Origin of the sequence: Amycolatopsis australiensis, from assembly GCF_900119165.1 — a bacterium.
GTDB classification, from domain to species: Bacteria; Actinomycetota; Actinomycetes; order Mycobacteriales; family Pseudonocardiaceae; genus Amycolatopsis; species Amycolatopsis australiensis.
Window position 1 is genome coordinate 6,920,001 of the sequence record NZ_FPJG01000006.1, and the last position, 24,591, is coordinate 6,944,591.

At 71.6% G+C, this 24,591-nt stretch carries 27 protein-coding genes (1 of these 27 cut by a window edge); 8 read left to right on the forward strand and 19 right to left on the reverse strand.

Going from position 1 to position 24,591, the window contains the following annotated elements; all coding sequences use genetic code 11:
- Together tyrS and BT341_RS33630 are read right to left on the reverse strand one after the other, a co-directional pair.
- On the reverse strand, positions 1-824 hold the 5' portion of the coding sequence (gene tyrS / locus BT341_RS33625) for a tyrosine--tRNA ligase (protein ID WP_072480077.1). The gene continues 451 nt to the left of window position 1, outside the view; the window shows 824 of its 1,275 coding nt (coding positions 1-824); it begins with the start codon at positions 822-824; its stop codon lies off the left edge, out of view.
- Positions 825-856: 32 nt separating this feature from the next.
- A complete protein-coding gene (locus BT341_RS33630) occupies positions 857-1,495 on the reverse strand; it encodes a DNA-3-methyladenine glycosylase (protein ID WP_072480078.1) in 639 nt (212 codons plus the stop codon).
- A 110-nt stretch (positions 1,496-1,605) separates the two neighbouring features.
- On the opposite strand from BT341_RS33630, the gene BT341_RS33635 reads away from it, so the two are divergent.
- Genes BT341_RS33635 through BT341_RS33645 form a run of 3 tightly spaced genes read left to right on the forward strand, consistent with a single transcriptional unit; the run spans position 1,606 to position 3,487 of the window.
- Positions 1,606-2,160 (forward strand): hypothetical protein, encoded by a 555-nt coding sequence (locus BT341_RS33635; RefSeq protein WP_072480079.1) that lies wholly within the window; start codon positions 1,606-1,608, stop codon positions 2,158-2,160.
- The gene (locus BT341_RS33640) at positions 2,157-2,825 is read left to right on the forward strand and encodes a DUF4166 domain-containing protein (RefSeq protein WP_072480080.1); all 669 of its coding nucleotides are present in this window, start codon (positions 2,157-2,159) and stop codon (positions 2,823-2,825) included. Before BT341_RS33635 ends, BT341_RS33640 begins: the two co-directional genes overlap by 4 nt.
- Entirely contained in the window at positions 2,825-3,487 is a 663-nt protein-coding gene (locus BT341_RS33645) for a TetR/AcrR family transcriptional regulator (RefSeq protein WP_072480081.1), read from the forward strand. The genes BT341_RS33640 and BT341_RS33645 overlap by 1 nt, the downstream gene beginning before the upstream one ends.
- Here BT341_RS33645 and argH read toward each other — a convergent pair.
- The 8 genes from argH to argC are packed head-to-tail and all read right to left on the reverse strand — an operon-like array spanning position 3,480 to position 10,935.
- Complete coding sequence (gene argH / locus BT341_RS33650; RefSeq protein ID WP_084743090.1) at positions 3,480-4,895, reverse strand: argininosuccinate lyase; 1,416 nt, start codon at positions 4,893-4,895, stop codon at positions 3,480-3,482. The two genes, BT341_RS33645 and argH, sit on opposite strands and share 8 nt — an antisense overlap.
- A 34-nt stretch (positions 4,896-4,929) precedes the next feature.
- Positions 4,930-5,217, reverse strand: coding sequence for an argininosuccinate synthase (locus tag BT341_RS33655; protein WP_218177797.1), 288 nt, complete (start codon positions 5,215-5,217; stop codon positions 4,930-4,932).
- Positions 5,214-5,714 carry an arginine repressor gene (locus tag BT341_RS33660; protein WP_072480082.1) on the reverse strand — a complete coding sequence of 167 codons (501 nt, stop codon included), beginning with the start codon at positions 5,712-5,714 and terminating at the stop codon, positions 5,214-5,216. The genes BT341_RS33655 and BT341_RS33660 overlap by 4 nt, the downstream gene beginning before the upstream one ends.
- Positions 5,711-6,637, reverse strand: a complete 927-nt coding sequence (argF, locus tag BT341_RS33665; RefSeq protein ID WP_072480083.1) for an ornithine carbamoyltransferase — start codon at positions 6,635-6,637, stop codon at positions 5,711-5,713. Before argF ends, BT341_RS33660 begins: the two co-directional genes overlap by 4 nt.
- A complete protein-coding gene (locus BT341_RS33670) occupies positions 6,637-7,839 on the reverse strand; it encodes an acetylornithine transaminase (protein WP_072480084.1) in 1,203 nt (400 codons plus the stop codon). The genes argF and BT341_RS33670 overlap by 1 nt, the downstream gene beginning before the upstream one ends.
- On the reverse strand, positions 7,836-8,753 hold the full coding sequence (gene argB / locus BT341_RS33675) for an acetylglutamate kinase (protein ID WP_072480085.1): 918 nt from the start codon (positions 8,751-8,753) through the stop codon (positions 7,836-7,838). The genes BT341_RS33670 and argB overlap by 4 nt, the downstream gene beginning before the upstream one ends.
- On the reverse strand, positions 8,750-9,910 hold the full coding sequence (gene argJ / locus BT341_RS33680) for a bifunctional glutamate N-acetyltransferase/amino-acid acetyltransferase ArgJ (RefSeq protein ID WP_072480086.1): 1,161 nt from the start codon (positions 9,908-9,910) through the stop codon (positions 8,750-8,752). The genes argB and argJ overlap by 4 nt, the downstream gene beginning before the upstream one ends.
- Positions 9,907-10,935 (reverse strand): N-acetyl-gamma-glutamyl-phosphate reductase, encoded by a 1,029-nt coding sequence (argC, locus tag BT341_RS33685; RefSeq protein ID WP_072482326.1) that lies wholly within the window; start codon positions 10,933-10,935, stop codon positions 9,907-9,909. The genes argJ and argC overlap by 4 nt, the downstream gene beginning before the upstream one ends.
- Positions 10,936-11,018: 83 nt before the next feature.
- Between argC and BT341_RS33690 the strand changes: the two genes are divergently transcribed.
- The gene (locus BT341_RS33690) at positions 11,019-11,987 is read left to right on the forward strand and encodes a helix-turn-helix transcriptional regulator (RefSeq protein WP_072480087.1); all 969 of its coding nucleotides are present in this window, start codon (positions 11,019-11,021) and stop codon (positions 11,985-11,987) included.
- A gap of 94 nt (positions 11,988-12,081) precedes the next feature.
- On the opposite strand, the gene BT341_RS33695 is transcribed toward BT341_RS33690, so the two are convergent.
- On the reverse strand, positions 12,082-12,579 hold the full coding sequence (locus BT341_RS33695; RefSeq protein WP_072480088.1) for a helix-turn-helix domain containing protein: 498 nt from the start codon (positions 12,577-12,579) through the stop codon (positions 12,082-12,084).
- Positions 12,580-12,782: 203 nt separating this feature from the next.
- Positions 12,783-14,366 (reverse strand): alpha/beta hydrolase, encoded by a 1,584-nt coding sequence (locus BT341_RS33700; protein ID WP_072480089.1) that lies wholly within the window; start codon positions 14,364-14,366, stop codon positions 12,783-12,785.
- 193 nt (positions 14,367-14,559) lie between these two features.
- Between BT341_RS33700 and BT341_RS33705 the strand changes: the two genes are divergently transcribed.
- A complete protein-coding gene (locus BT341_RS33705) occupies positions 14,560-15,249 on the forward strand; it encodes a DNA alkylation repair protein (protein WP_072480090.1) in 690 nt (229 codons plus the stop codon).
- Positions 15,250-15,495: 246 nt separating this feature from the next.
- Here the strand turns inward: BT341_RS33705 and pheT are convergent, their stop codons facing one another.
- The 7 genes from pheT to infC form a co-directional block, all read right to left on the reverse strand.
- A complete protein-coding gene (pheT, locus tag BT341_RS33710) occupies positions 15,496-18,060 on the reverse strand; it encodes a phenylalanine--tRNA ligase subunit beta (RefSeq protein WP_072480091.1) in 2,565 nt (854 codons plus the stop codon).
- Positions 18,060-19,121: a phenylalanine--tRNA ligase subunit alpha gene (gene pheS, locus BT341_RS33715; RefSeq protein WP_072480092.1), complete on the reverse strand. Its 1,062-nt coding sequence runs from the start codon at positions 19,119-19,121 to the stop codon at positions 18,060-18,062. The genes pheT and pheS overlap by 1 nt, the downstream gene beginning before the upstream one ends.
- 126 nt (positions 19,122-19,247) lie before the next feature.
- A complete protein-coding gene (locus BT341_RS33720) occupies positions 19,248-20,081 on the reverse strand; it encodes a DUF6159 family protein (protein WP_072480093.1) in 834 nt (277 codons plus the stop codon).
- Between the two features lie 40 nt (positions 20,082-20,121).
- The gene (locus BT341_RS33725; protein WP_177329098.1) at positions 20,122-20,937 is read right to left on the reverse strand and encodes a TrmH family RNA methyltransferase; all 816 of its coding nucleotides are present in this window, start codon (positions 20,935-20,937) and stop codon (positions 20,122-20,124) included.
- Positions 20,934-21,311: a 50S ribosomal protein L20 gene (gene rplT / locus BT341_RS33730; protein ID WP_072480094.1), complete on the reverse strand. Its 378-nt coding sequence runs from the start codon at positions 21,309-21,311 to the stop codon at positions 20,934-20,936. The genes BT341_RS33725 and rplT overlap by 4 nt, the downstream gene beginning before the upstream one ends.
- 68 nt (positions 21,312-21,379) lie before the next feature.
- The gene (gene rpmI, locus BT341_RS33735; protein ID WP_072480095.1) at positions 21,380-21,574 is read right to left on the reverse strand and encodes a 50S ribosomal protein L35; all 195 of its coding nucleotides are present in this window, start codon (positions 21,572-21,574) and stop codon (positions 21,380-21,382) included.
- A gap of 74 nt (positions 21,575-21,648) precedes the next feature.
- Positions 21,649-22,257, reverse strand: coding sequence for a translation initiation factor IF-3 (infC, locus tag BT341_RS33740; RefSeq protein WP_072480096.1), 609 nt, complete (start codon positions 22,255-22,257; stop codon positions 21,649-21,651).
- A gap of 201 nt (positions 22,258-22,458) precedes the next feature.
- Here infC and BT341_RS33745 point away from each other — a divergent pair, with 201 nt between their 5' ends.
- The 3 genes from BT341_RS33745 to BT341_RS33755 all read left to right on the forward strand — a co-directional run bounded on the left by BT341_RS33745 (position 22,459) and on the right by BT341_RS33755 (position 24,585).
- Positions 22,459-22,818 carry a DUF1844 domain-containing protein gene (locus tag BT341_RS33745; protein ID WP_072480097.1) on the forward strand — a complete coding sequence of 120 codons (360 nt, stop codon included), beginning with the start codon at positions 22,459-22,461 and terminating at the stop codon, positions 22,816-22,818.
- A 130-nt stretch (positions 22,819-22,948) separates the two neighbouring features.
- Positions 22,949-23,593 (forward strand): GntR family transcriptional regulator, encoded by a 645-nt coding sequence (locus BT341_RS33750; RefSeq protein WP_072480098.1) that lies wholly within the window; start codon positions 22,949-22,951, stop codon positions 23,591-23,593.
- Complete coding sequence (locus BT341_RS33755; RefSeq protein ID WP_072480099.1) at positions 23,590-24,585, forward strand: 1-aminocyclopropane-1-carboxylate deaminase; 996 nt, start codon at positions 23,590-23,592, stop codon at positions 24,583-24,585. Before BT341_RS33750 ends, BT341_RS33755 begins: the two co-directional genes overlap by 4 nt.
- Positions 24,586-24,591: the final 6 nt, after the last annotated feature.

A 24,591-nucleotide genomic window follows, 5' to 3' on the forward strand; every position in this document is an offset into this window, starting at 1 on the left:
AGGAAGGTGAACATCCGCAGGTAGCGGATCACGTCGGCGTCACCCACATTGACGAAGTACTGGTACCACGCGTACGGCGAGGTCATGTCCGGGTCGAGCCACAGGTTCCCGCCGCCGGTGGACTTGCCGAACTTGCGGCCCTCGGCGTCGGTGACCAGCGGCGCGGTCAGCGCGTGCACGCTCGCCCCGTCGGTCCGGCGGATCAGGTCGACCCCGCCGACGAGGTTGCCCCACTGGTCGGACCCGCCGACCTGCAGCTTGCAGCCGTACTGGCGGTGCAGCCGCAGGTAGTCCTGCGACTGCAGGAGCAGGTAGCTGAACTCGGTGTAGGACATGCCGTCGCCCTCGAGCCGGCGCTTGACCGTCTCGCGGTTGAGCATGACGTTGACCGAGAAGTGCTTCCCGACGTCGCGCAGGAACTCCAGGACGTTCTGCTCGCCGGTCCAGTTGAGGTTGTTCTCGACGATCGCGCCGGTCGGCGAGTCGTCGAAGTCGACGAACCGCTCGAGCTGGCCGCGGATGCGCCCGGCCCAGTCGGCGACGACGTCGAGCGTGTTCAGCGTGCGCTCACCGGTGTCGCGCGGGTCGCCGATCATCCCGGTCGCGCCGCCGGCCAGCACGATGGGCCGGTGCCCAGCGCGCTGGAACCGCTTGAGCATGAGCAGCGGGACCAGGTTGCCGGCGTGCAGGCTGGGCGCGGTCGGGTCGAACCCGCAATAGAGCGTCACGGGACCCTGGTCGAGCTCGCGCCGGAGGGCGTCGATGTCGGTGGACTGCGCGATCAGGCCGCGCCAGGACAGCTCGTCGAGGATGTGTTCGCTCACGCCTGTAGATCCTCCCGCACCTGGTCAACCACTTAACTGGCGGGTCGGACCCGGCGCTTCCCGCCGCGGCGGTAGGTGGACACGGCCGGCGAGCCGTCGACCCAGAACCGCCACGGCGTGTCCATCGCCATCGCGACGCCGACCCGGGGCCCGGACCGGATCCGCTCGGCCGGCACGCGCTCGCCGACGCGCAGCCGGACCGGCGACGCGGGATCGGTCAGGTCGGCGCCGTTCTGCTCGCGGTCGATGCGCAGCACCGACGTCAGGATGGCCGGCCCTTTCGCGAGCTCGCCGGTCCCCCGCGCGGCCGGGCGCCGCTTGCGGACGACGTCGACGCCTTCGACGACTTCGCCGGCGCGCAGCAGCACCGCGCCGGCCACGCCGTCCTGGGAGCCGACGATGTTCGCGCAGAAGTGCATCCCGTAGACGAAGTACACGTACAGGTGACCCGCGGGGCCCCACATGACCGCGTTGCGCGGGGTCCGGCCGCGGTAGCAGTGCGACGCCGGGTCGTCTTCGCCGCGGTAGGCCTCGACCTCCACCAGCCGGACGCCGACGGTGCCGTCGGGTCCGGTGGCTTCGAGGACCGAGCCGAGCAGCAGGTGGGCCAGGTCGACCGGGTCAAGCGCCAGCTCGTCGCGGCTGAACAACCGGCCTGCGTCGCCGCTCAAACTGGTTCCTCTCGTCGGCTCTCGGGCGTGACCACCCTAACCCTTGAGCGATCGCTCAAACTTCCCTACAGTCTGTTTGAGCAGTCGCTCAAATCTGAGGGGAGCAGGAGATGCGACCGAAGGCGCTCTACGTCGAGACCGTGATCCGCACGGACCTCGACACGTTGTGGCAGCACACGCAGGACCCCACCCTGCACCGGCGCTGGGACCTGCGCTTCGCCGAGATCAGCCCGATCGACGGCCACGCGGGCCACTTCCGCTACGCGTCCCGGTTCCTCGGGATCACGGTCGCCGGTGTCGGCGTGAGCGCGGCGTCGCGCACCTGGCCGGACGGCTCGCGCACGTCCGTGCTGCGGTTCGCCTCCGCCGACCCGCTGTCGCTCATCAGCGCCGGCGCGGGGTTCTGGCGGTACACGCCGGTGGGCGACGGGGTCCGGTTCGTCACCGGTTTCGACTACGGCACCCGCTGGGGACGCTTCGGTCAGCTGGCCGACCGGATGTTCCGGCCGGTGTTCGGCTGGATGACGGCCTGGTCGTTCGACCGGCTCCGGCTCTGGCTGGAGACGGGGATCCCGCCGGAAGACCAGCCGCTGACCGCGCCGTCGGCCGCGCGCTGCGGCCGGACGCGTCCCCGCGGCAAGGTGACCGCCGGAGCGCCGGCGTGACGGGCGTCTTCGAACGCGCGCTGGGCCCGGACTTCGCGAAGCTGCACCCACGGATGCGGGAAAGACTCACGCTTTCGGGTGGACGCGGCATGATCGGCCACGGCGTGATGGACCGGATCTGGCGCGGCCCCGGGTTCACGCTGCCGTTCCTGTGGCTCGGGTCGACGCGGCACATCCTGTTCCCCGACCGGGGCCTGGCGGTGCCGTTCACCATCGAGAACTACCCGTACGTCGACGGGCACGGCCGCGAAACCGTCTCGTTCGTACGCACCTTCGAGTTCCCGCACCGGCGGAGGCGGTTCGACGCGCAGATGGTCCACAGCGCCGGCCGTGGGCTCGTCGACTACCTGGGGACGCGCCAGCACCTGGCGGTCGACCTCGCCGTTTCGCCGCGTGACGACGGCGGGTTCCGGATCCGGTCCGGCGAGTTCCGGCTTCGCGAAGGACCGGTCCGGACGCGCCTGCCCCGCGCGCTGACCGGGACCGCGCACGTCGACGAGTGGTTCGACGACGTGAGCGAACGGTTCCGCATCCGGGTCGCCGTGGTCCATCCGCGGTTGGGGCCGGTGTTCGGCTACGACGGCAGCTTCACCGCGCGGTTCGTCGACGTCGGCGACGGGGTGAGCGGAGCGGTCAAGCCGCTTCGTGAGAAGGTCATGGACTGATGGGCACCGGCCGGAACTCCAGTTCGCAGGACACGAAGCAGCGGCTCGTGGACGGCGTGCTGGAGATCGTCCGGCAGCAGGGCATCACCGCCGTCTCGGCGCGTTCGGTCGCCACCGCGGCCGGCGCGAACCAGGCACTCATCTTCTACCACTTCGGCAGCGTCGAGGAACTCGTCGCGCAGGCGTGCCTGAGCGCGACGGAGGCCCGTGTCGCGCGCTACCGCGACCGCTTCGCCACCGTGGCCACTGTCGGCGAGTTGCTGGAACTCGGCCGCGAGATCCGCGTCGCCGAAAGCGCGGAGGGCAACCTGGCCGTGCTGGCCCAGACGCTCGCCGGCGCACAGGGCAGCCAGCGGCTCGCGGAGGCGACCCGCGAGAGCCTCGGCAAGTGGATCACCGAGGTCCGGGCGGCCCTCGAGCGCGTGCTCGACGGATCGCCGCTGGCGGATCTCGCGGACCCGGGCGGGCTCGCCCACGCCGTGTCGTCGGGCTTTCTCGGGCTGACGCTGTTCGACACCGTGGACCCCGACGGCGCCGAGCAGGCGATCGCCGCGCTGGAGCAGCTCGCCGTGCTCGTCGACGTCCTGGACGGGCTCGGCCCGGTGGCCACCCGGGCCGTCCGGGCCAAGCTGCGGAAGACCGGCCGGTCGCGCCTCAGTTGAGCCACTGGCGAGCGGCGGTGACCCGCTCTTCGAGCCGCGCGCGCTGCTCGGCCACGCGTTCCGGTGCCGTGCCGCCCCGGGCGTTGCGGGACTTCACCGAACCTTCGACGGTCAGGACGGCCCGCACCGCGGGAGTGAGCGCCGGGTTGATCTTCTCGAACTCCTCGTCGGTCAGCTCGTCCAAGCCGACACCGCGGGACTCGGCGACGCGGACGCTTTCGCCCGCCGCCTCGTGCGCGACGCGGAACGGCACACCCTGGCGCACCAGCCATTCCGCGATGTCGGTGGCCAGCGTGAAGCCGGCCGGGGCCAGCTCGGCGAGCCGGTCGGTGTGGAAGGTGAGCGTGGCGAGCATGCCGGCGATGGCCGGGAACAGGAGCTCGAGCTGCTCGACCGAGTCGAACACCGGCTCCTTGTCCTCCTGCAGGTCGCGGTTGTAGGCCAGCGGCTGCGCCTTGAGCGTCGCCAGCAGGCCGGTGAGGTTGCCGATCAGCCGGCCCGCCTTGCCGCGCGTCAGCTCCGCGACGTCGGGGTTCTTCTTCTGCGGCATGATCGAGCTGCCGGTGGCCCACGCGTCGTCGAGGGTCACGTAACCGAACTCGGCGGTGTTCCAGATGATCACCTCTTCGGCGATCCGGGAGAGATTGATCGCGAGCATCGAGACGGCGAACGCGAACTCGGCGACGAAGTCGCGCGAAGCGGTGCCGTCGATCGAGTTCTCGACGCTCGTCGCGAAGCCCAGCTCCTCGGCGACCGCCTCGGGGTCGAGGCCGAGCGACGACCCGGCGAGCGCGCCCGAGCCGTACGGCGACTCGGCCGTGCGGGCGTCCCAGTCCTGCAGGCGCGAGACGTCGCGCAGCAGCGCCTGGCCGTGGGCCATCAGGTGGTGCGCGAGCAGCACCGGCTGCGCGTGCTGCAGGTGGGTGCGGCCGGGCAGGATCGCGTCCGGGTGCCGCTTCGCCTGCGACACGAGCGCGTCGACGACGTCGAGCGTGCCGGCGACGACCCGGCGGGCGGCGTCGCGCAGCCACATCCGGAACAGCGTGGCCACCTGGTCGTTGCGGGAGCGGCCGGCGCGCAGCTTGCCGCCCAGCTCGCTGCCGGCCCGCTCGAGCAGGCCGCGTTCGAGAGCCGTGTGCACGTCCTCGTCGGCGATCGTCGGGGTGAACGCCCCCGACGCGACGTCCTGGGCGAGCGTGTCCAGCGCGGCCAGCATGCCGGTCAGCTCGTCTTCGGTGAGCAGGCCCGCTTTGCGCAGCACGCGAGCGTGCGCGCGGGAGCCGGCGATGTCGTAGGGCGCCAGGCGCCAGTCGAAGTGCGTCGACGCGCTCAGCGCGGCCATGGCCTCCGCCGGACCGCTGGCGAACCGGCCGCCCCACAGCTGCACCGGCTGCTCGTTCCCGCTCACTGTTCTCGTTTCTCCTCGGTGCTCGTTCGGGTGTTCAGGTGACCGTGACCCGGCCGTCGTACAGGACCAGGCGGACTTCGCCCGACCCGGCGTCGGCCAGACTGGCGCATCCGCGGCCGGTCCGCCGTTCGAGGGCGGCGCGCGCTTCGCCGCGGCCGATCCGCTGCGCCTCGCCGCGCGCGTCCAGTATCCGGCGCGCTTCGGCGACGGAAACGGTCTCGCCGTCGATCGCCACCGGGATCCCGCGGTCGAAGGTGATCACGACCTCGTCCGGCGCGAGGAATTCCCCCTCGGCCGGGAAGATGTCGCCGATCGCCGTCATGGTGATCCTTCGTCTGCCGATCGCTGGGCGAGCGCCGCGAAGCGCTCCGCCAGCTGTTTGCCCGTCAGCGGCTCCCGCGCGATCACGGCGACGGTGTCGTCCCCCGCGATCGAGCCGACGACCTCTTCCAGCGCCGCCCGGTCGATGGCGCTGGCCAGGAACTGCGCGGCCCCCGGCGGCGTCCGCAGGACCATCAGGTTGCCCGACGAGTCCGCCGAGACCATCAGCTCGGCCAGCAGCCGCGAAAGGCGGGACGTGCCGCCCTGCACCCCGCGGACCGGGCTGCCGTCCTCGGGGATGACGTAGACCGGGGCGCCCGAGTCCGGCCCGCGCAGCTTGACCGCGCCCAGCTCGTCGAGGTCGCGCGACAGCGTCGCCTGGGTGACCTCGATGCCCTCGGCGGCCAGCAGCTTGGCCAGCTCGGTCTGGCTGCGGATGGTCATGCTGGACACCAGCTCGGTGATCCGCGCCTGCCGCCCGACCCGGCTGCTGGTCATCGTCGGCTCTCCTCGAACAGCCAGACCAGCAGGGCCTTCTGGGCGTGGAGCCGGTTCTCGGCCTCGTCCCACACCGCGCTGGCCGGGCCGTCGAGCACCTCGTCGGTGATCTCCCAGCCGCGGTGCGCGGGCAGGCAGTGCAGGACGATCGCGTCGTCGGCCGCCTTCTTGAGCAGCTCGGTGTTGACCTGCAGGGCGCGGAACGGGCCCACCCGGTCGAGCCCGTCGTTCTCCTGGCCCATCGACGTCCACGTGTCGGTGACCAGCACGTCCGCGCCGTCGACGGCCGCGTACGGGTCGGTGAACACGGTCGCGCTGCCGCCGGTCTCGTTCGCGCGGTTCTTCGCGTCCAGCAGCACGCCCTGGTCCGGCTGGAAGCCGACCGGCGAGACGACCCGGACGTGCATCCCGGCGGTGACGCCGCCGAGCAGCAGCGAGTGCGCCATGTTGTTGGCGCCGTCGCCGAGGTAGACGAGGGTGAGCCCCGCGAGCTCGCCCTTGCGCTCGCGGATCGTCATCAGGTCGGTGAGCACCTGGCACGGGTGGAACTCGTCGGTCAGCGCGTTGACCACCGGGATCGACGCGGCCGACGCCATCGCTTCGATGCGCTTCTGGGCGAAGGTGCGCCACACGATGCCGTCGACGTAACGCGACAGCACCCGCGAGGTGTCCTCGATCGTCTCTTCGCGGCCGAGCTGCATCGACCGGCCGTCGACGATCACCGGGTGGCCGCCGAGCTGGCTGATGCCGACCTCGAACGAGAACCGCGTGCGGGTCGAGTTCTTCTCGAAGATCGCCGTGATGGACTTGCCGGCGAGGGTCTTGTTGCCGAGCGGGTCGGCCTTCAGCTCGTCGGCGAGGTCGAGGATGGCCTTCTGCTCGGCGGGACTGACGTCGTCGTCGCGGAGGAAGTGGCGCAGCATCAGTCGGAGTCCTTCGTGGTGGAGTCGAGCGCGTTCGGAAGTGCGGCGAGGAAGCCGTCGGCCTGGTCCGCGTCGAGCACGAGCGGCGGCGCCAGCCGGACGGCGTCCGGCGCGACCGGGTTGACGAGGTAGCCGGCGTCCTGGGCGGCTTGGGCCACCGCGGCCGACACGGGCTGCTTCAGGGCGATGCCGAGCAGCAGCCCGGTGCCGCGCACCCCGGCGACGAGCGGGTGGCCGAGCGCCTCGACCCCCGCCGCGATGTCCTTGCCCAGCGCCGAGACGTGGTCGAGCAGGCCCTCCGCGGCGATCGTCTTGATGACCGCGAGACCGGCCGCGCAGCACACCGGGTTGCCGCCGAAGGTGGTGCCGTGCTGGCCCGGCTTGAGCAGGCCGCCCGCCGCGCCGACGCCGATCACCGCGCCCAGCGGCAACCCGCCGCCGAGGCCCTTGGCCAGGGTGATCACGTCCGGGACGATGCCGGCCTGCTGGTAGCCGAACCACGTGCCGAGCCGGCCGAGGCCGGTCTGCACCTCGTCGAGCACCAGCAGCGTGCCGGTGGCCTTGGTGATCTCGCGCGCGGCCTGCAGGTAACCGTCCGGTGCCGGGATGACACCCGCTTCGCCGAGCACCGGCTCCAGGAACACGGCCGCGGTTTCGGTGTCGACAGCCGCCTTCAGCGCTTCGACGTCCCCGAACGGCACGTGCTCCACTCCGGGCACGAGCGGCTTGAACGGGTCGCGCTTGGCGGGCTGGCCGGTGAGGCTCAGCGAGCCCATCGTGCGCCCGTGGAACGCGCCCTCGGCCGCGACGACCTTGGTGCGCCCGGTCAACCGGCTGATCTTGAGCGCGGCTTCGTTGGCCTCGGCGCCGGAGTTGACGAACAGCACCTTGCCGTTGCCGGTGAGACCGGCGACGCCGAGCAGGGCCTCGGCGAGCTCGACGGCCACCGGGTTCACGTACAGGTTCGAGGTGTGGCCGAGCCGCTTGATCTGCTCGGTGACGGCTTCGACGACCGCCGGGTGGGCGTGGCCGAGCGCGTTGACGGCGATGCCGCCGACGAGGTCGAGGTACTCCTTGCCGTCGGCGTCCCACACCTGCGCGCCTTCGCCGCGGACGAGGGTCAGCTTGGGCGTGCCGTAGTTGTCCATGAGGGCGGACTGCCAGTGCCGCTGGCCATCCACATTGGACTCGAGGTCGGTCACGGGAGCTCCGTTTCGGGGAAGACCATGGTGCCGATGCCGCGGGAGGTGAAGACCTCCAGCAGCACCGAGTGGGCGATGCGGCCGTCGATCACGTGCGCCCGGCGCACGCCGCCGCGGATGGCGCGCACGCACGCCTCCATCTTCGGGATCATGCCGCTGGCCAGGGTGGGCAGCATCGGTTCGAGGTGGTCGACGCGGATGCGGTCGATCAGCGACGACCGGTCGGGCCAGTTGGCGTACAGGCCTTCGACGTCGGTGAGCACGACGAGCTTTTCCGCGCCGAGCGCGGCCGCCAGCGCGCCCGCGGCCGTGTCGGCGTTGACGTTGTGCACGACACCGTCGACGTCCGGGGCGACCGTGGACACCACCGGGATCCGCCCGGCGTTGACGATGTCGAGCACCGCGTCCGGGTTGACCTCGGCGACCTCGCCGACGAGCCCGATGTCGACCTGCTCACCGTCCACAGTGGCCTGTTTGCGTTCGGCGGTGAACAGCCTGGCGTCCTCGCCCGAGATGCCCACCGCGTACGGCCCATGGGCGTTGATCAGCCCGACGAGCTCGCGGCTGACCTGGCCGGTGAGCACCATCCGGACGATGTCCATCGTCTCCGGCGTGGTGACGCGCAGGCCGCCCTTGAACTCGCCTTCGACGCCGAGGCGGTTGAGCATCGCGGTGATCTGCGGACCGCCGCCGTGCACGACCACCGGGCGCAGGCCGGCCAGCCGGAGGAACACCATGTCCTCGGCGAAGGCCGCCTTCAGCGTGTCGTCGATCATGGCGTTGCCGCCGTACTTGACCACCACGGTGGCGCCGTGGAACCGCTGCAGCCACGGCAGCGCCTCGACGAGCACCCCGGCCTTCTCGGCCGCCGTCGCCAGTCTCTCGTCCGCGGAAATCAGGGCCTCCTGGTTCATGAGGAGTACGCGCTGTTCTCTTCGACGTAACCGTGCGAAAGGTCCGTGGTGTAGATGGTGGCCGCGCTCGCGCCGACGCCGAGGTCGACGACGATCTCGATGGCCCGGCCGCTGAGGTCCGCCTCGGACCGGTCGGCGGCGGGCATCCCCTGCGCGAACAGGGTGACGCCGTTGATCGCGATCGACACGGTTTCCGGGTCGATGCGGGCCGGCACGCGGCCGAGCGCCATGGCGATCCGGCCCCAGTTCGGGTCGGAGCCGAACAACGCGGTCTTGACCAGGTTGTCTTCGGCGATCGTACGGGCGACGGCGATCGCGTCGGCTTCGGAAGCCGCGCCACGGACCGTCACGTCGACGTCCTTCGTGGCGCCTTCGGAGTCGGCCCGCAGCTGGAGCACGAGGTCGTGGCTCACCGTGGTGAGCAGCTCGGTGAGCTCGGCCTCGGTCGGTTCGACGCCGCTCGCCCCGGAGGCCAGCACCAGGACCGTGTCGTTGGTCGACGTGCCGCCGTCGACGTCGAGCCGGTCGAACGTGACGTGAGTGGCCGCGCGCAGGGTGCGGTCGAGGGTCGGCTTGTCCACCACGGCGTCGGTGGTGAGCACCGACAGCATGGTGGCGAGGTTCGGGGCGAGCATGCCCGCGCCCTTGGCGAAGCCGCCGACGCTCCAGCCGCTGTCGTGCTTCGCGAAGGCCTGCTTCGGCTTGGTGTCGGTGGTCATCACGCCCTTTGCGGCGTTCAGGCTCGCTTCGGGGCTCGCGTCCAGCGCCTTGACCGCGGCGTCGACTCCGGACAGGACCGCCGGCATCGGGAGCCGTTCGCCGATCAGGCCGGTGGAGCAGACGGCGACCTCGATCGCGCCCACCTCGAGGACTTCGGCGACCTTCTCGGCGGTGGCGTGGGTGTCCTGGAAGCCGCCGGGACCGGTGGCCGCGTTGGCGCCGCCGGAGTTGAGGACGACGGCCTTGAGCCGCTGCTGCTTGAGCACCTCCTGCGACCACAGGACCGGCGCGGCCTTGATGACGTTGCGCGTGAAGACGCCGGCGGCGACGTCGAGCGGGCCGTCGTTGACGACCAGCGTGAGGTCGAGCGCGCCGGAGGCCTTGATCCCGGCGGCGACACCGGCGGCGCGGAAGCCCTGGGGGCCGGTGACGGTCACGGTGCCACTCCCACGGTGGAAAGTCCGGTGGTCTCGGGGAACCCGAGGGCCAGGTTCATCGACTGGACGGCACCGCCCGCGGTGCCCTTGGTGAGGTTGTCGATCGCGGTGACGACGACCAGGCGCCGGGCGCCGGTGTCGACCGCGACCTGCAGCTGGACGTTGTTCGAGCCGAGCGTCGCCGCGGTCGCCGGCCAGGCGCCGGCGGGCAGCAGCTGCACGAACGGCTCCGCGTCGTAGGCCTTCTCGTAGGCCGCGCGGGCCGCGGCCTCGTCGACGTCGTCTTTCAGCGGGGCACTGGCCGTGGTGAGGATGCCGCGGGGCATCGGCGCCAGGACGGGCGTGAAGGACACGGTGACCTTCTCCCCCGCGACGGCCGAGAGGTTCTGCGCGAACTCGGGGGTGTGCCGGTGGGCGCCGCCGACGCCGTACGCGCTCGCCGAGCCCATCACCTCGGAACCGAGCAGGTTCGGCTTGAGGCTCTTGCCCGCGCCGGAGGTGCCGGTGACCGCGACCACCGTGACGTCCGGCTCGATCAGCCCGGCCGCGAACGCCGGTGCCAGTGCCAGCGAGCCGCCGGTCGGGAAGCAGCCGGGGACGGCGATGCGCTTCGTGCCGGTCAGCTTCTCGCGGGCGCCGGGCAGCTCGGGCAGGCCGTACGGCCACTGGCCGGCGTGCTCGCCGCCGTACCAGCGTCGCCAGTCGGCCGGGTCGGCCAGCCGGTGGTCGGCACCGAGGTCGACCACGAGGACGTCCGGGCCGAGCTGCGCCGCGATCTCCGCGGAGTGCCCGTGGGGCAGGGCGAGGAACACGACGTCGTGACCCGCGAGGGTCTCCGGCGTCGTCTCGGCCAGGACTCGGTCGGCGAGGGGGACGAGGTGGGGCTGGTGGACGCCGAGCTTCGTGCCCGCGCTGCTGGCGGCCGTGAGCGCGCCGATCTCGACCTCGGGATGGGTCAGCAGCAGGCGCAGCAGTTCGCCGCCCGCGTACCCGCTGGCTCCGGCCACCGCGATGTTCACCGTCATGCGCATGATTATGCACGCCCTTGCAAGGCTAAACAAACAGGAATACCGGGAAGTGGCGCCCGCCACCTTGGGATGCTGGGCGGATGACGGACACCCCGGCGCGGCTGCTCGGCCTGCTTTCGCTGCTCCAGACACCCCGGGAGTGGCCCGGCAGCGAACTGGCCGAGCGGCTCGGCGTCAGCCCGCGCACGATCCGCCGGGACATCGAGCGGCTGCGCGAACTCGGCTACCCGGTCGAGGCGAGCCGTGGCGTCGCGGGCGGGTACCGGCTGGTCGCGGGCACCGCGATGCCGCCGCTCGTACTGGAAGACGACGAAGCCGTCGCGATCGCGGTGGGGCTGCGGACGGCCGCGGGCCAGACCGTCGCGGGCATCGAGGAAGCGTCCGTGCGGGCGCTGGCCAAGCTGGAGCAGGTCCTGCCGGCACGGCTGCGCCGCCGGGTGGGCGCGATCGGCACGGCGACGGTCGCGGTGCCGGCCGCCGGACCGGCCGTCGACCCGGCACAGCTGACGGTGTTCGCCGGCGCGATCACCAACCGCGAGACGGTCCGCTTCCGCTACCGCGCCAACGACGGGACGGAGACGCGTCGCCGGGCCGAACCGCTCCGCCTGGTCGCGGCCGGACGCCGCTGGTATCTGGTGGCGTACGACCTGGACCGCGCAGACTGGCGCGTCTTCCGCGTCGATCGGGTCCACGACACCCAGGCGACCGGCGGCCGTGTGGCGGTGCGGCAGCCACCGGCCGCGGATTTGGCGGCCTACGTGCTCGACCGGCTCTACGACCTGGCCCCGACGTACCGGGCGGTGGCTGTCCTCGCCGAGCCGGCGGCACAGGTGGCGCCGCGGCTCGGCGCGGCAGCCGGCGATCTGACCGACCTCGGCGACGGGCGGTGCCGGTGGCGCAGTCACGCGGACACTTTGGACTGGCTCGCGTTCCGGTTGCTCGGGCTCGGTTGCGCGTTCACCGTCGAGGAGCCACCCGAGCTGGTGGCCCGCCTGAGAGTGCTTGCTGACCGCGCTGCCGCGGCGGCCGGTTCCGCCGCGCGCGGGTGATCGTCGAGAAGACACTGCTCCCCTCCCTGGATCGGGTTCCGATGCCGGGCCAGGCCGGTGGGCCGGTCCACTGTGGACCGGCCCACCGGCCCGCTCAGCTCGGCTGACCTCCGTCCAGATCCGTGCGCCTGCTCGGCGGCACGGGGAGGTAGCAGCCCGGGTTCTCCGGATCGCAGCCGACACGGGGCAGCCGGGCGCGGATGCCGCCGGGGGTGCGCTCGAAGTACGCCGCGATCTGCGCGACACTCTCCCCCGCGATCCACCGGCGCTCCAGCTCCGCGTCCATCTCCTCGTTCCACGGGCGGCCCTGTTGAGCGGGACGGCCCGCCGATCTTCGCCGCGGTGCCCGGCCCGCACCCGTCACGGACAACAGCTCGTCCGCGAAGAGCTCGGCCACCGTGGACGCCACCTTGACGTCCAGGTCGAGGCTGCCCTCGGCCACCGGCTCACCGCCGGGGCCGCCGGCTTCCAGGGTGATCATCACCCGGGTGCCCGGTTCGACGCGGTCTCCGTCCGTCCTGGTGGCGACCGCGAGGTGGTAGGTGACTTCGTCTGCTCGGATCTCGGTCCGGCGCTCTTCGATGATCGACATGCCGTGAAGCTAGCGCGCACCCCCGACAATTTTCGGCCACGCACTGCTCACGGCCGGTTTCGCTCCGAAATTGTCGGACCCCTCCCCTAACCTCGGCACCGACCACACCACGTGATCGGGAGGCGACGATGAGAGACCGGCGGACAAGACGGTGCCCCGGTCCGGGCGAACCGGGCCGGGGCACCGTGCGGACCTTCTTCCGCTCAGAAACGCAGCAGCTGCGCCAGCGTGCGCTGCTTCTCCTGGGCGGCCTTCGCGGCGCTGTCCGACTTCTGCGCCGCGGCGCCGTCGGGCACCGGCGGCGGGACCGGGCTGCACTGGACGTCCGAGTGGTTGCCCGGCTGCCGCTGCGGCAGCTTGCCGGTGGCCAGGTAGTCGGCGACCTTGTCGTCCACACAGGACACACCGGACAGCGAGCCGGCGTGCGTCGTGCCGCCCGGCGCGCTGATCAGGCTCGCGTTCGGGTACCGCTTCCGGACCTCGAGGCTGCCGGTGTACGGCGTGGCGGCGTCGAGTTCCTCGCTGATCAGGAGCGCGCCGGCCACCTTGCGGCCGTCGATGTTCACCGGCCTGCCCGCCGTCGCCGGCCAGAACGCGCAGGGCGCGTTGAACCAGGCGTTGCCCCACGTCTCGAACGGGGCCTTGGCGTAGGTGCGCCAGTTGTCGGCGCGCCACTTGTTCCAGTTGGCGGGCCACGACACGTCGGTGCACTGCACGCCCAGGTAGACGGCGAACCCGTTGTCGTTGCCGGGCGGGTTCGAGTCGTCGTAGAGCGCCTTCAGCGTCTGCCAGTCACCCTTGTGCACGTAACCGTCGAACGCCTTGGCCATGTCGACCCAGCCGAAGACGTAGTAGCCGGCCTGCAGGAAGATGTCCGTCCACTCGTCACCGCCGATGATGCCGCCCGCCGGGTCCTTCGTGAGCTTGCGCTGCGTGTCGTACCACAGCTGCTCGACGTCGGCGCCGGTCGTGCCGAGGTGGTAGATGCTGTCGTGGGACGCCAGCCAGTCGAAGTAGATCTTGATGTTCTTGTCGAAGGCGACGTCCTGGTCGAGGTTGGCCTGGTACCAGACCTTCCGCGGGTCGACGTTGCCGTCGAGCACCATCCGCCGGACGTTCTGCGGGTACAGCGTGCTGTACACCTGGCCGAGGTAGGTGCCGTAGGAGAAGCCGTAGTAGTTGATCTGCTTCTCGCCCAGCGCCTTGCGCAGGCTGTCCATGTCCTGCGCGACGTCGGTCGTCTTGAGGTGGTCGAGGATCTCGCCGTTCTTGCGGCACGCGTCGGCGTAGCCCTTCGAGCGGTCGAGCCAGGTCTTCTCGAGCTCCGGCGTAGCCGGCACGTAGGCCGGCCGGTTGTAGGCGAAGTAGTTGCCGTCGCAGGTCAGCGCGGGCTTGCTGGATCCGACGCCACGCGGGTCGAAGCCGATCCAGTCGTAGTTGTCGCCCGCGTGGTTCGGCACGTACTTGCCGAGCACCGAGAGCCCGAGGCCGGATCCGCCGGGACCGCCCGGGTTCACCAGCATGATCCCCTGCGACTGCGGGGTCTTGTGCTTGATCCGCGACACCGCGAGGGAGACCTTGGTCCCGCCCGGCTTCGCGTAGTCCATCGGCACCTCGAGGAAACCGCACTCGGCGCCGTTGGCCTTCAGGCTCGCCGACGCGCACGGCCCCCAGGCGATCGGCGCGGGGGTGAACTGCACCCCGGGTTCCGCCGAGGCGGCGGGCGCGGCGGCCATCAGCCCGGCCGCGAGTCCCGCGGCGGCGACGGCGGCAACGATTCTCTTCACAGTCGTCCTTTTCATCCGCATTCGACAGAGTTCGCCGTATTCCGGCAAAACTACCGGCAACCTTCGACAATCTCGTCGACCGACGCGTTTTCCGCCATCCGTCTTTCGTCGGGACCTGCGCCGGCGGCGAAGCCCCGGAACTGTCGGTGGCCGGCGGTACGCTCCGGTCCGCCAGAGCGCGACGGGAGGACGCATGAGCGCGGACGAAGACCTGGTCAAGGCGATCCGGGCGGGGCTCGCCGAGCTGGCCGACCCGGTGAAGGCGCCTGCCATGCGGGCGTACATGAAGTCGGCCATGCCGTTCCGCGGGGTGGCCAAGCCCGAGCGCAGCCGGCTTCTCAAGCGGGTGCTGGCCGAGCACATATTGCCCGATCGGGCGACATATTCGGCGACGGTGCTGGAGTTGTGGCGGACGGCCGAATTCCGCGAGGAGCGCTACGCGGCCATCGATCTGTCCGGGTACCGGGCGTACCGGTCGTGGCAGGACCGCGAGCTGGTCCCGGTGTACGAGGAGATGATCGTCGGCGGGGCGTGGTGGGACTACGTGGACGAGCTCGCGATCCGCAGGATCGGGCCGATCCTGCGGGCCGACCGCGCGCGGGTCACGCCGATCATGCTGAGCTGGGCGGCGGACCGCGACACCTGGCGCCGCCGCACGGCGATCATCTGCCAGATCGGCCACAAGGAGGACACCGACCGGGACCTGCTCACCCGCGCGATCGAACCCGCGATCGGCGACGCGGAGTTCTTCCTGCGCAAGGGAATCGGCTGGGCACTGCGGAACTACGCGAGGACGGCACCGGACTGGGTGCGGTCCTTTGTGGACGAACATCCGGGGTTGTCCGGGTTGTCACGACGGGAGGCACTCAAGCACATCGGCTGACGGTCGGCCGTGGGCCGCGGGTTTCCGGAGGGACGAGGCGTGTGGTCAGACGGCCGACACGCGGGTTGAGCAGTCGACACGCGTGATCTGAGGGACGGCTCGCGTGCCTTGGGGGCGGCTGGCATGCCGGAGGGCGGCTCGCGTGTCTGAAATTCGGCTCGCCTGTTCGGCTTGCGCGATGGGCGAGGCCGGTCGCCGTGGGTGGAGAGGGGCTGGAAGCCGGCCCCTCTCCACCCGCCGGCTGGGTCAGGCGCGCAGTGTCGCGTCGAAGCGCTCTGCCGCCGCCGCTACTGCCGCGTCGCGGGCCTTGGTTGCCTCGTCCACCGTCAGCGTGCGGTCCGCTGCGCGGAAGCGCAGCTTGTACGCCAGCGAACGCTTGCCCTCGCCCACCTGCTCGCCCGCGTACACGTCGAACAGTGTGATGTCTTCCAGCAGCTCGCCCGCGCCTTCGCGCAGCACCGCCGCCAGATCCGCCGATGGCACTTCCGCGGCCGCCACCAGGGCGACGTCCAGCAGCACCGGCGGGTAGCCCGACACGCTCGGGGCCGGGCGGGAGTCCGGCAGCGGGATCGCGTCCAGGTCCAGCTCCATCGCGACCGTCCGCGGGGGCAGGCCCAGTGCCTCGACCACCTTCGGGTGCAGCTCGCCGGCGTGGCCGACCGGCCAGTCGCCGATCCGCAGCTGGGCGCAGCGGCCCGGGTGCCACGGCGGCAGGTCCGCCGCCTGCACCGTCAGCTCCACCCCGGCGGCCTCCGCGACCGTCCGGGCGGCCTGGACCGCGTCCGCCCAGTTCGCCTGCTCGCCCTGGCCCCACCAGCCCGCGCGCTGCCGCTGGCCGGCCAGGACCACCGCCACGTGCAGCGGCTGCTGTGGCACCGCCGCCTCGAGGAGCGCGAGTTCCTCGTCCGTCGGGCGGCGGTCGACGCCGAGGTCCGGGACCTTCAGCGGGTTCGGCGCGGGCAGCACGACCTGGCCGATGTGGAACAGCGAAACGTCCTTCATCCCGCGGGACACGTTGCGCTGCAACGTGTCCAGCAGGCCCGGCAGCAGCGTGGTCGCCAGCCTGTTGCGGTCGGCCTCCAGCGGGTTGCGGACCTTGACCGTGTTGCGGCGGACGTCGTCCGCCGGCAGGCCGAAGGCGTCCCACACCGCGTCACCGACGAACGGGAACGGCCGCACCTCGACGTATCCCGCCTCAGCCAGGGCACGCGCGACGTTGCGGCTGCGCCGCTGCTCGTCGGTCAGGCCTCGGCCGGCCGGGGCCGCCGGCAGCGTCGACGGGATGCTGTCGTAGCCCTCCAGCCGCAGCACCTCTTCGACGAGGTCGGCCGGCTGGCGCAGGTCGCCGCGCCAGCTCGGCGGGATCGCCGTGACCAGGCCGGTGCCGTCGTCGCCCGTGCCGACCGAGACCTTGCAGCCGATCTGGGTGAGCCGGCGGACCGTCACGCCGCGCTGGTAGTTCACGCCCGCGACCTTGTCGGGCAGGTTGATCGGCATCACGACCGGCGGGTTCGGCGCGACCGCGCCCTCGTCGGTGCGGCCCGGCTGGATGGCGGCGTCGCCGTACTGGCGCAGCAGCCGCGCGGCCAGCTCGACCGCGGCCGGGCACAGCTGCGGGTCGGTGAACCGCTCGAACCGCTTCGCCGCTTCGGAGAACAGCTTGTGCCGCCGCGCGGTGCGGCTGATCGCCGCCGGGTTCCAGTGCGCCGCCTCGAGCAGCACGTCGGTGCTCTCCGGCGTGATCTCCGTGCTCGCGCCGCCCATCGTGCCGGCCAGCGAGATGACGCCGCTGTCGTCGGCGATGACGACGTCGTCCGGGTCGAGCGTGCGCTCGACGTCGTCCAGCGTGGTCAGCTTCTCGCCCGGCTTGGCCCGGCGCACCACCAGGTCGCCCTGGATGGACTTGGTCGCGAACGCGTGCAGCGGGTGCCCGAGCTCGAGCATCACATAGTTGGTGACGTCGACGGCCAGTGAGATCGACCGGATGCCGGCCAGCATCAGCCGGCGGCGCATCCACCACGGCGTCGGCGCGGTCGCGTCCAGGCCGGTGACCCGGCGCAGCACGAACCGCGGGCAGCCCTCCGGGTCCTCGACGTGCACCGGCCACGCGTCGCCCTCGGCGGCCGGGACCTCGAGCAGCGCCGGGTCGCCGAACGCGACGTCCAGCGCGTTCGACAGCTCGCGCGCCAGGCCGCGGACGGACAGCGCGTAGCCGCGGTCCGGGGTCGGGGCCACCTCGATCACCGTGTCGCCGAGGCCGAGCAGCTCGGTGGCGTCGTCGCCCGGGCTCGCGGTGCCCGGCGGCAGCACCAGGATGCCGCTGTGGTCGTCGCCGAGGCCGAGCTCGCGGGCCGAGCAGATCATGCCGTCGCTGACGCGGCCGTAGGTCTTGCGCGAGGCGATCGTGAAGTCGCCGGGCAGGACCGCGCCGGGCAGCGCCACCACGACGAGGTCGCCCTCGACGAAGTTGCGTGCGCCGCAGACGATGCCGCGGGTCTTGATGCCGTGCGGGCCCTCGTCCTCGAACTCGCCGGCCTCGTCGTCGTCCTCGTCTTCGTCGTCCTCGTCGACGACGGGCTCTTCGGCCACTTCGCCGACGTCGACGCGGCAGAACCGGATCGGCTTCTTGAACTCGGTCAGCTCTTCGATGTCGGCGACGCGGCCGACGACCAGCGGACCGGTCACCGGCCCCAGCTCGCGCAGGTCGTCGACCTCGATCCCGATCCGCACGAACGCGTCGGCCAGGTCCTGCGGCGTGACCTCCTCGCCGATGTCGAGGTGCTCGGTCAGCCAGCTGACGGGGACTCGCACTACGCCTCCGTTCCGAAGGGAAGGGTGAAGCGGACGTCGCCTTCCACCATGTCGCGCATGTCCGGGATCCCGTTGCGGAACTGCAGGGTGCGCTCGATGCCCATGCCGAAGGCGAAGCCCGAGTACACCTCGGGGTCGACGCCGCAGGCGCGCAGCACGTTCGGGTTGACCATGCCGCAGCCGCCCCACTCGACCCAGCCGGGGCCGCCCTTCTTCTCCTCGAACCAGACGTCCACCTCCGCGGACGGCTCGGTGAACGGGAAGAAGTGCGGACGCAGGCGCGTCTTCGAGCTCTCGCCGAACATCGCGCGGGCGAAGGCGTCCAGCGTGCCCTTGAGGTGCGCCATGGTGATGCCCTTGTCCACCGCCAGGCCCTCGACCTGGGTGAAGACCGGGGTGTGGGTGGCGTCCAGCTCGTCGGTCCGGTACGTCCGGCCCGGGCAGACGACGTACACCGGCAGGTCGCGGTGCAGCAGCGTGCGGGCCTGCACCGGCGAGGTGTGCGTGCGCAGCACCAGGCCGGAATCCTCTTCGCCGACGTAGAAGGTGTCCTGCAGCTGGCGGGCCGGGTGGTCCTTGCCGAAGTTCAGCGCGTCGAAGTTGAACCACTCGGCTTCCAGCTCCGGGCCTTCGGCCACCTCGTAGCCCATCGCGACGAACGCGTCCGCGACGCGCTCGGAGATGGTGCTGATCGGGTGCCGGGCCCCGCGCGGGACGCGGTCCCACGGGAGGGTGACGTCGACGGCTTCTTCGCGCAGCACGCGCTCGTCACGCTCCGCCTGCAGCTCGGCACGGCGGGCGTCGAACGCGGCCTGGACGGCCTGGCGGGCCTCGTTGACGCGCTTGCCCGCCTCGGCCTTCTCTTCCTTGGGCAGGGCGCCGATCTCCCGGCGGGCCAGCAGCAGCGGCGAGTGGTCGCCGAGATGAGCCGGCTTGACCTCGGCCAGTGCTTCGAGCCCGGTGGCGGCGGCGAACGCGGCTTCGGCGGCCTTGACCGCTTCCTGCAGCGTCTCGGGGGCGAGCACCGCGCCCTGGGCTTCCTTCTCCGTGGCTCCGGACATAACTCCTCGGCGTCCGCTGGGACAGGTCGTGCGCGCGTCGCCGGACACGCGGCGCGCGAGAGGTCAAAGGCGAGAAAAGTCTATGGGATCGGGTCCGCGCGCCCCCGGTCGCCCCGGGCCGCGCGGTCAGCGCTCGCGGAACACGGCGCCGAAGTCGACCGTGGCGAATTCGCCCGGTACGACGCCGTCGGCGGCGTAGCGGTACAGCGCCGTCTGGTAGATGCCCGACAGCGTCGTGGTGAAGACGGCGACCAGCAGCGTCCAGACGATCGCGAGGCCGAGGCAGGCGAACAGGGTCGCGGTGCCGCCGAGCAGGAAGCCGGCGAGCAGCAGCACGGCGTAGCCGGCGAGGCTGAGCAGGAATCCGACCACGCCGATGCCGGCGCTGCCCGCGACGTTCTCACCCCACGTCCGGCGGAACAGCTCGACCGAACGCTTGACGCCGGGCTTGACTCCGGCGCCTTCGAGCATGACGACCGGCAGCACGAGGAACGTCGTGAGCCGCCACGCCAGCCCGACCAGGCTGCTGACGATGCTCCCGAGGAAGCCGAGGCGCTCCTCGATCGTGCGCAGGAGCAAGGTGACCGTCGCGGTGAGACCGGCCCAGCCGAGCAGCGCCGGCCAGCGGCGGCCCGCCGCGGCCAGGCCAGCGCCGACCCCCGGGATGCCGCCGTCGCCGCGCAGCGCGACGTCCGCCTGGGAGATCAGGGCGGCGTTGAAGAAGATCGTGACGAACGCCGACGCGACGTAGCACACCGCCAGCAGCACCCAGGTACCGGCGCTGGGCTGGACGTTCCCGGCCTGGACGTGCGCGGTGAAGAACGCGGGCGTCAGGAACGCACCGGCGACCAGCAGCCCGGAGATCCCGGCGAGCACCGGGAACCACGCGAGCGCCTTGTGGGCGCGCAGCACCTTCAGCGAAGCGGAGAACAGCGCGAACGAACGAGCGAGCCTGCCCATGGATCCCCCCGGAACGGCCACAATGGATGACCGGGGCAGCCTACCGCCGCGCCACCATGGCGCTCGTGTAGACGCAGACGGCCGCCGCCGTGGCGAGGTTGAGGCTCTCGGCCTTGCCGTACAGCGGGATCCGGACCGCCAGGTCCGTCCGGGCGAGGACGTCGGCGGGCAGGCCGTGGGCTTCGTTGCCGAACACCCAGGCCGTCGGCCCGGCGAGATCCACCCGATCGAGTTCGGCGTCGGCGTAGCCGTGCGCGGCGAACGTCCGCAGGCCGGCCGCCGAACACGCCGCCAGCGCGGCCGGGACGTCCCGGACCCGCGCGACGGGCAGGTGGAACAGGCTGCCGGCGGCCGCGCGGACGCACTTGCCGTTGTGCGGGTCGACGGTGTCGCCCGCGAGGACGACGGCGTCGGCACCCGCCGCGTCGGCGACGCGGATCACCGTGCCCGCGTTGCCGGGGTCGGCCACGTCCACCAGCACCACGACGAGCCGGGCGCCGGGGGTCACGGCCGTTTCGAGCGGGCGGTCGACCGTCGAGCACACGGCCGCGATGCCTTGGGGCGTCACGGTTTCGCTCAGCCCGCTCGCCGCGCGCTCGGTGATGAGCGACACGCCGACGCCGGCCGCGCGGGCGGCCTCCACCAGCTCCGTGTGCTGCGCCGCCGCGCGCTCGGTGACGAACAGCTCGTGCACCGTGCCACCCGCCAGGGCGGCTTCGACGGCGTTGGCGCCTTCGGCCAGGAAGCGGCCGGTCTTGTCACGTTCCGCACGCCGCGTCAGCTTGCGCGCAGCAACAACCCGGGGGGTCCGCTCGGTGAACGGATCCGCCCCGGGTCGGGGAAAGCTGCCGGTCAGGCCGACTTCTTTTCGCCGGTGTTCACGTTGGCCTTGGCGAGCTCGGCCAGCGCGGTGAAGGCGGCGGCGTCGTTGACGGCGAGGTCCGCGAGGATCTTGCGGTCGACCTCGACACCCGCGGCCTTGATGCCCTGGATGAACCGGTTGTAGGTCACGCCGTTGGCACGGGCGGCCGCGTTGATGCGGGTGATCCACAGCTGGCGGAAGTCACCCTTGCGGGCACGGCGGTCCCGGTAGGCGTAGTTGAGCGAGTGAAGCGTCTGCTCCTTGGCCTTGCGGTACAGCCGCGAACGCTGGCCGCGGTAGCCGCTGGCCAGTTCGAGAGTTGCGCGACGCTTCTTCTGGGCGTTGACCGCCCGCTTGACGCGTGCCACGGGTCCATCCTGTCGATTTCGGGGGGCGAAGGGGGACGCCCCGGGTGGTTACTGCAAGTTCTGCGTGGTCAGCGGCCGAGGAGGCGCTTGACGCGGCCGACCTCGGTCTTCGCCAGCTCGGTGGTGCCCTCGAGGCGGCGGGTGAGGCGGCTGGACTTCTTCTCCATCAGGTGCCGGCGGCCGGCCTTCTGGCGGCGCAGCTTGCCCGTGCCCGTCACGCGGACCCGCTTGGACGTCCCGCTGTGGGTCTTCATCTTCGGCATTTCTGTCCTCTTTCGTGCGGCGGCTCACCGGAGTTCCGGTGAGCCGCTGACATGTGCTGAGCGCTTACGCCGTGTCAGCCTTCGGGAGCCTGCTCGGCCTTCGCCTTCGGCTTCACGTTCTTGTGCGGGGCCAGCACCATGATCATGTTGCGACCGTCCTGCTTGGGCGACGACTCGACGAAGCCCAGCTCGGTCACGTCGTCGGCGAGCTTCTGCAGCAGCCGGAAGCCGAGCTCCGGCCGGGACTGCTCGCGACCACGGAACATGATCGTGACCTTGACCTTGTTGCCCGCCGCCAGGAAGCGCGACACGTGACCCTTCTTGGTCTCGTAGTCGTGCTGGTCGATCTTGGGGCGCAGCTTCTGTTCCTTGATGACGGTCAGCTGCTGGTTGCGCCGCGACTCACGGGCCTTCTGCGCGCTCTCGTACTTGAACTTGCCGAAGTCCATGAGCTTGCACACCGGCGGGCGGGCCTGCGGCGCGACCTCGACGAGGTCGAGGTCGTTCTCCTGCGCCAGGCGCAGCGCATCCTCGATCCGGACGATGCCGACCTGTTCGCCGGCGGGCCCGACGAGGCGGACCTCCGGCACCCGGATTCGGTCGTTGATGCGTGTCTCGGAGCTGATGGGGCCTCCTTGGTCCGAGGAATGTTTCCTGTTCTCGTTTCGACCTGGTGCCCACATAGCGAAGGCCCCGGTCACCTGTCGGTGCGCGGGGCCCACTCTGTTCCGATCGCACCCGGCCGCGAAGCCGGGCACTCCACCCTGGACTGCGTCCGGGTGAGACCGGACCCGGCCACCTGTACGGTGACGCGGGTGGGAGCGGGGCTCCACTTGCCGCCCCCGATCGCTCGAGGGCTGGTCGCACGTGGAAGGGTACCAGACGTGTCAGATCAACCCGCCGAACAGCCCCCGTATTCCCCCGAAGCCCGCCACCTGGAGGACATCCCCAGCGTGGAGGTGATCAGCCGCGCCGCCGTCATGCTGCTGTCGGCCGGCGCGGAACGGCTCGGCCTCGCCGACGCCGACCCGGCGACGTCCCCGCACCGCGACCTCGACGAAGCCCGCCGCCTGATCACGGCGCTGGCCGGGCTCGTCACCGCGTCCGCGGAGTACCTGGGCCTGCACGCCGGACCGCTGCGCGACGGCCTGCAGTCGCTCCAGAAGGCCTTCCGGGAGGCCTCCGTGGTGCCCGACCCGCCCGGTCAGGGCCCTGGGGAAAAGTACACCGGCCCGGTTTACTGACGGCTCCGGTCCCCAGCGCCCCAAGGCGGCCTTGGTTGCGTCTGACGCACCGAAGGCCGCCTTCGGTGCGTCAGACGCACCGAAGGCCACATTGGGGCGCGCTTGCCGGGTGAGGCTGTCGACATCTAACATGTTAGATGTGAGTCTCTCGAAGGTCACTCGCCCGCTGCTTCGCGACGAGGCCTATGACCGCATCCGCCGCGCGATCGTCGACGGCAGCCTGCCGCCCGGCACGCCGCTGCGTGACGCCGATCTCGCGGACCAGCTCGGGCTGTCCCGGGCGCCGGTGCGGCAGGCCCTGCTGCGGCTGACCGACGACGGCCTCGTCGAGTCCAAGCCCCAGAGCTACACCCGGGTCTCCGAGGTGATGTCGCCCGACGTCCTCGACGCCCGGGAGATCGTCCGGCTGCTGCACGAGTTCGCGGTGCGGGAAGCCGCCGCGAAGTGCCGGCCGGCCGACGTCGCCGCCATGCGCGCGGCCAACGACCGCTTCGCCGCGGCCATCGAGGCGGGCGACGTCGACGCGGCGATGCGGGCCGACGACGAACTGCACGGCATCCCCGTGCGGCTGGCGGGCAACGCCGCCGTCGCCGCGACCCTCGACCGCTACACGCCGCTGCTGCGCCGCCTGGAGCACGCCCGGTTCAGCTCCGCACTGGCCTGGAAGTCGGTGGCCCGGCACACGCGGCTCATCGACGCACTGGAAGCCCGCGACACCGGCACGGCGGTCTCCGTGATCTCGACCATCTGGACCGATCTGCTGGAGGACCGATGACCCTGGCCGACTTCCCGCGCTACCCCCTGCTGTTCGGCCCGTCGCCGGTGCACCCGCTGGAGCGGCTCACCGGGCACCTCGGCGGCGCGAAGATCTGGGCCAAGCGCGAAGACGTCAACTCCGGCCTCGCGTTCGGCGGCAACAAGACCCGCAAGCTGGAGTACCTCGTCGCCGACGCGCTCGCGCAGGGCGCGGACACGCTCGTCTCCATCGGCGGTGTCCAGTCCAACCACACCCGCCAGGTCGCCGCGGCCGCGGCGCGCGCCGGGCTGAAGGCCGTGCTGGTGCAGGAAAGCTGGGTCGACTGGCACGACCCGCTCTACGACAAGGTCGGCAACATCCAGCTCTCGCGGATCCTCGGCGCGGACGTCCGGCTCGTCGAAGCCGGCTTCGGCATCGGGTTCAAGCAGGCGTGGGAGGACGCCGTCGCCGAAATCGAGGCCGGCGGCGGCAAGCCGTACGCCATCCCGGCCGGCGCGTCGGACCACCGGCTCGGCGGGCTCGGCTTCGCGAACTGGATCGTCGAGCTGGAACAGCAGGAACAGGAACTCGGCGTCTTCTTCGACACCGTGATCGTCTGCTCGGTGACCGGCAGCACCCAGGGCGGCATGGTCGCGGGGACCACCATCGGCAGGCAGCGGCGCATCCTCGGCATCGACGCCTCCGCCAAGCCGGACGAGACCCGCGAGCAGGTCACGCGCATCGCGCGCAACACCGCGGAGCTGATCGGCGGCGGCGAAATCCCCGAAGTGGAGCTGGACGACCGCTACCACGCCGGCATCTACGGCATTCCCGGCAAGGCCACGATCGAGGCCATCGAGACGTGCGCCCGGCTGGAGGGCATGATCACCGACCCGGTCTACGAGGGCAAGTCGATGGCCGCGCTGATCGACCTCGTCGCGAACGGCGAAATCGAGCGCGGCTCGAACGTGCTCTACGCCCACCTCGGCGGGCAGCCAGCCCTGAACGGCTACACGAGCGTCCTGGGCTGACCGCCC

Coding starts and splice junctions, on each gene's coding strand:
- argC (WP_072482326.1), bottom strand. CDS start 10,935: ATGACGGTGAACATCGCGGTGGCCGGAGCCAGCGGGTACGCGGGCGGC.
- BT341_RS33695 (WP_072480088.1), bottom strand. CDS start 12,579: ATGTCGATCATCGAAGAGCGCCGGACCGAGATCCGAGCAGACGAAGTC.
- argB (WP_072480085.1), bottom strand. CDS start 8,753: ATGAACCAGGAGGCCCTGATTTCCGCGGACGAGAGACTGGCGACGGCG.
- BT341_RS33755 (WP_072480099.1), top strand. CDS start 23,590: ATGACCCTGGCCGACTTCCCGCGCTACCCCCTGCTGTTCGGCCCGTCG.
- BT341_RS33720 (WP_072480093.1), bottom strand. CDS start 20,081: ATGGGCAGGCTCGCTCGTTCGTTCGCGCTGTTCTCCGCTTCGCTGAAG.
- infC (WP_072480096.1), bottom strand. CDS start 22,257: ATGTGGGCACCAGGTCGAAACGAGAACAGGAAACATTCCTCGGACCAA.
- BT341_RS33645 (WP_072480081.1), top strand. CDS start 2,825: ATGGGCACCGGCCGGAACTCCAGTTCGCAGGACACGAAGCAGCGGCTC.
- BT341_RS33655 (WP_218177797.1), bottom strand. CDS start 5,217: ATGACGGCGATCGGCGACATCTTCCCGGCCGAGGGGGAATTCCTCGCG.
- pheS (WP_072480092.1), bottom strand. CDS start 19,121: ATGTCCGGAGCCACGGAGAAGGAAGCCCAGGGCGCGGTGCTCGCCCCC.
- rpmI (WP_072480095.1), bottom strand. CDS start 21,574: ATGCCGAAGATGAAGACCCACAGCGGGACGTCCAAGCGGGTCCGCGTG.
- BT341_RS33690 (WP_072480087.1), top strand. CDS start 11,019: ATGACGGACACCCCGGCGCGGCTGCTCGGCCTGCTTTCGCTGCTCCAG.
- BT341_RS33660 (WP_072480082.1), bottom strand. CDS start 5,714: ATGACCAGCAGCCGGGTCGGGCGGCAGGCGCGGATCACCGAGCTGGTG.
- BT341_RS33750 (WP_072480098.1), top strand. CDS start 22,949: ATGTTAGATGTGAGTCTCTCGAAGGTCACTCGCCCGCTGCTTCGCGAC.
- BT341_RS33635 (WP_072480079.1), top strand. CDS start 1,606: ATGCGACCGAAGGCGCTCTACGTCGAGACCGTGATCCGCACGGACCTC.
- BT341_RS33705 (WP_072480090.1), top strand. CDS start 14,560: ATGAGCGCGGACGAAGACCTGGTCAAGGCGATCCGGGCGGGGCTCGCC.
- argF (WP_072480083.1), bottom strand. CDS start 6,637: ATGCTGCGCCACTTCCTCCGCGACGACGACGTCAGTCCCGCCGAGCAG.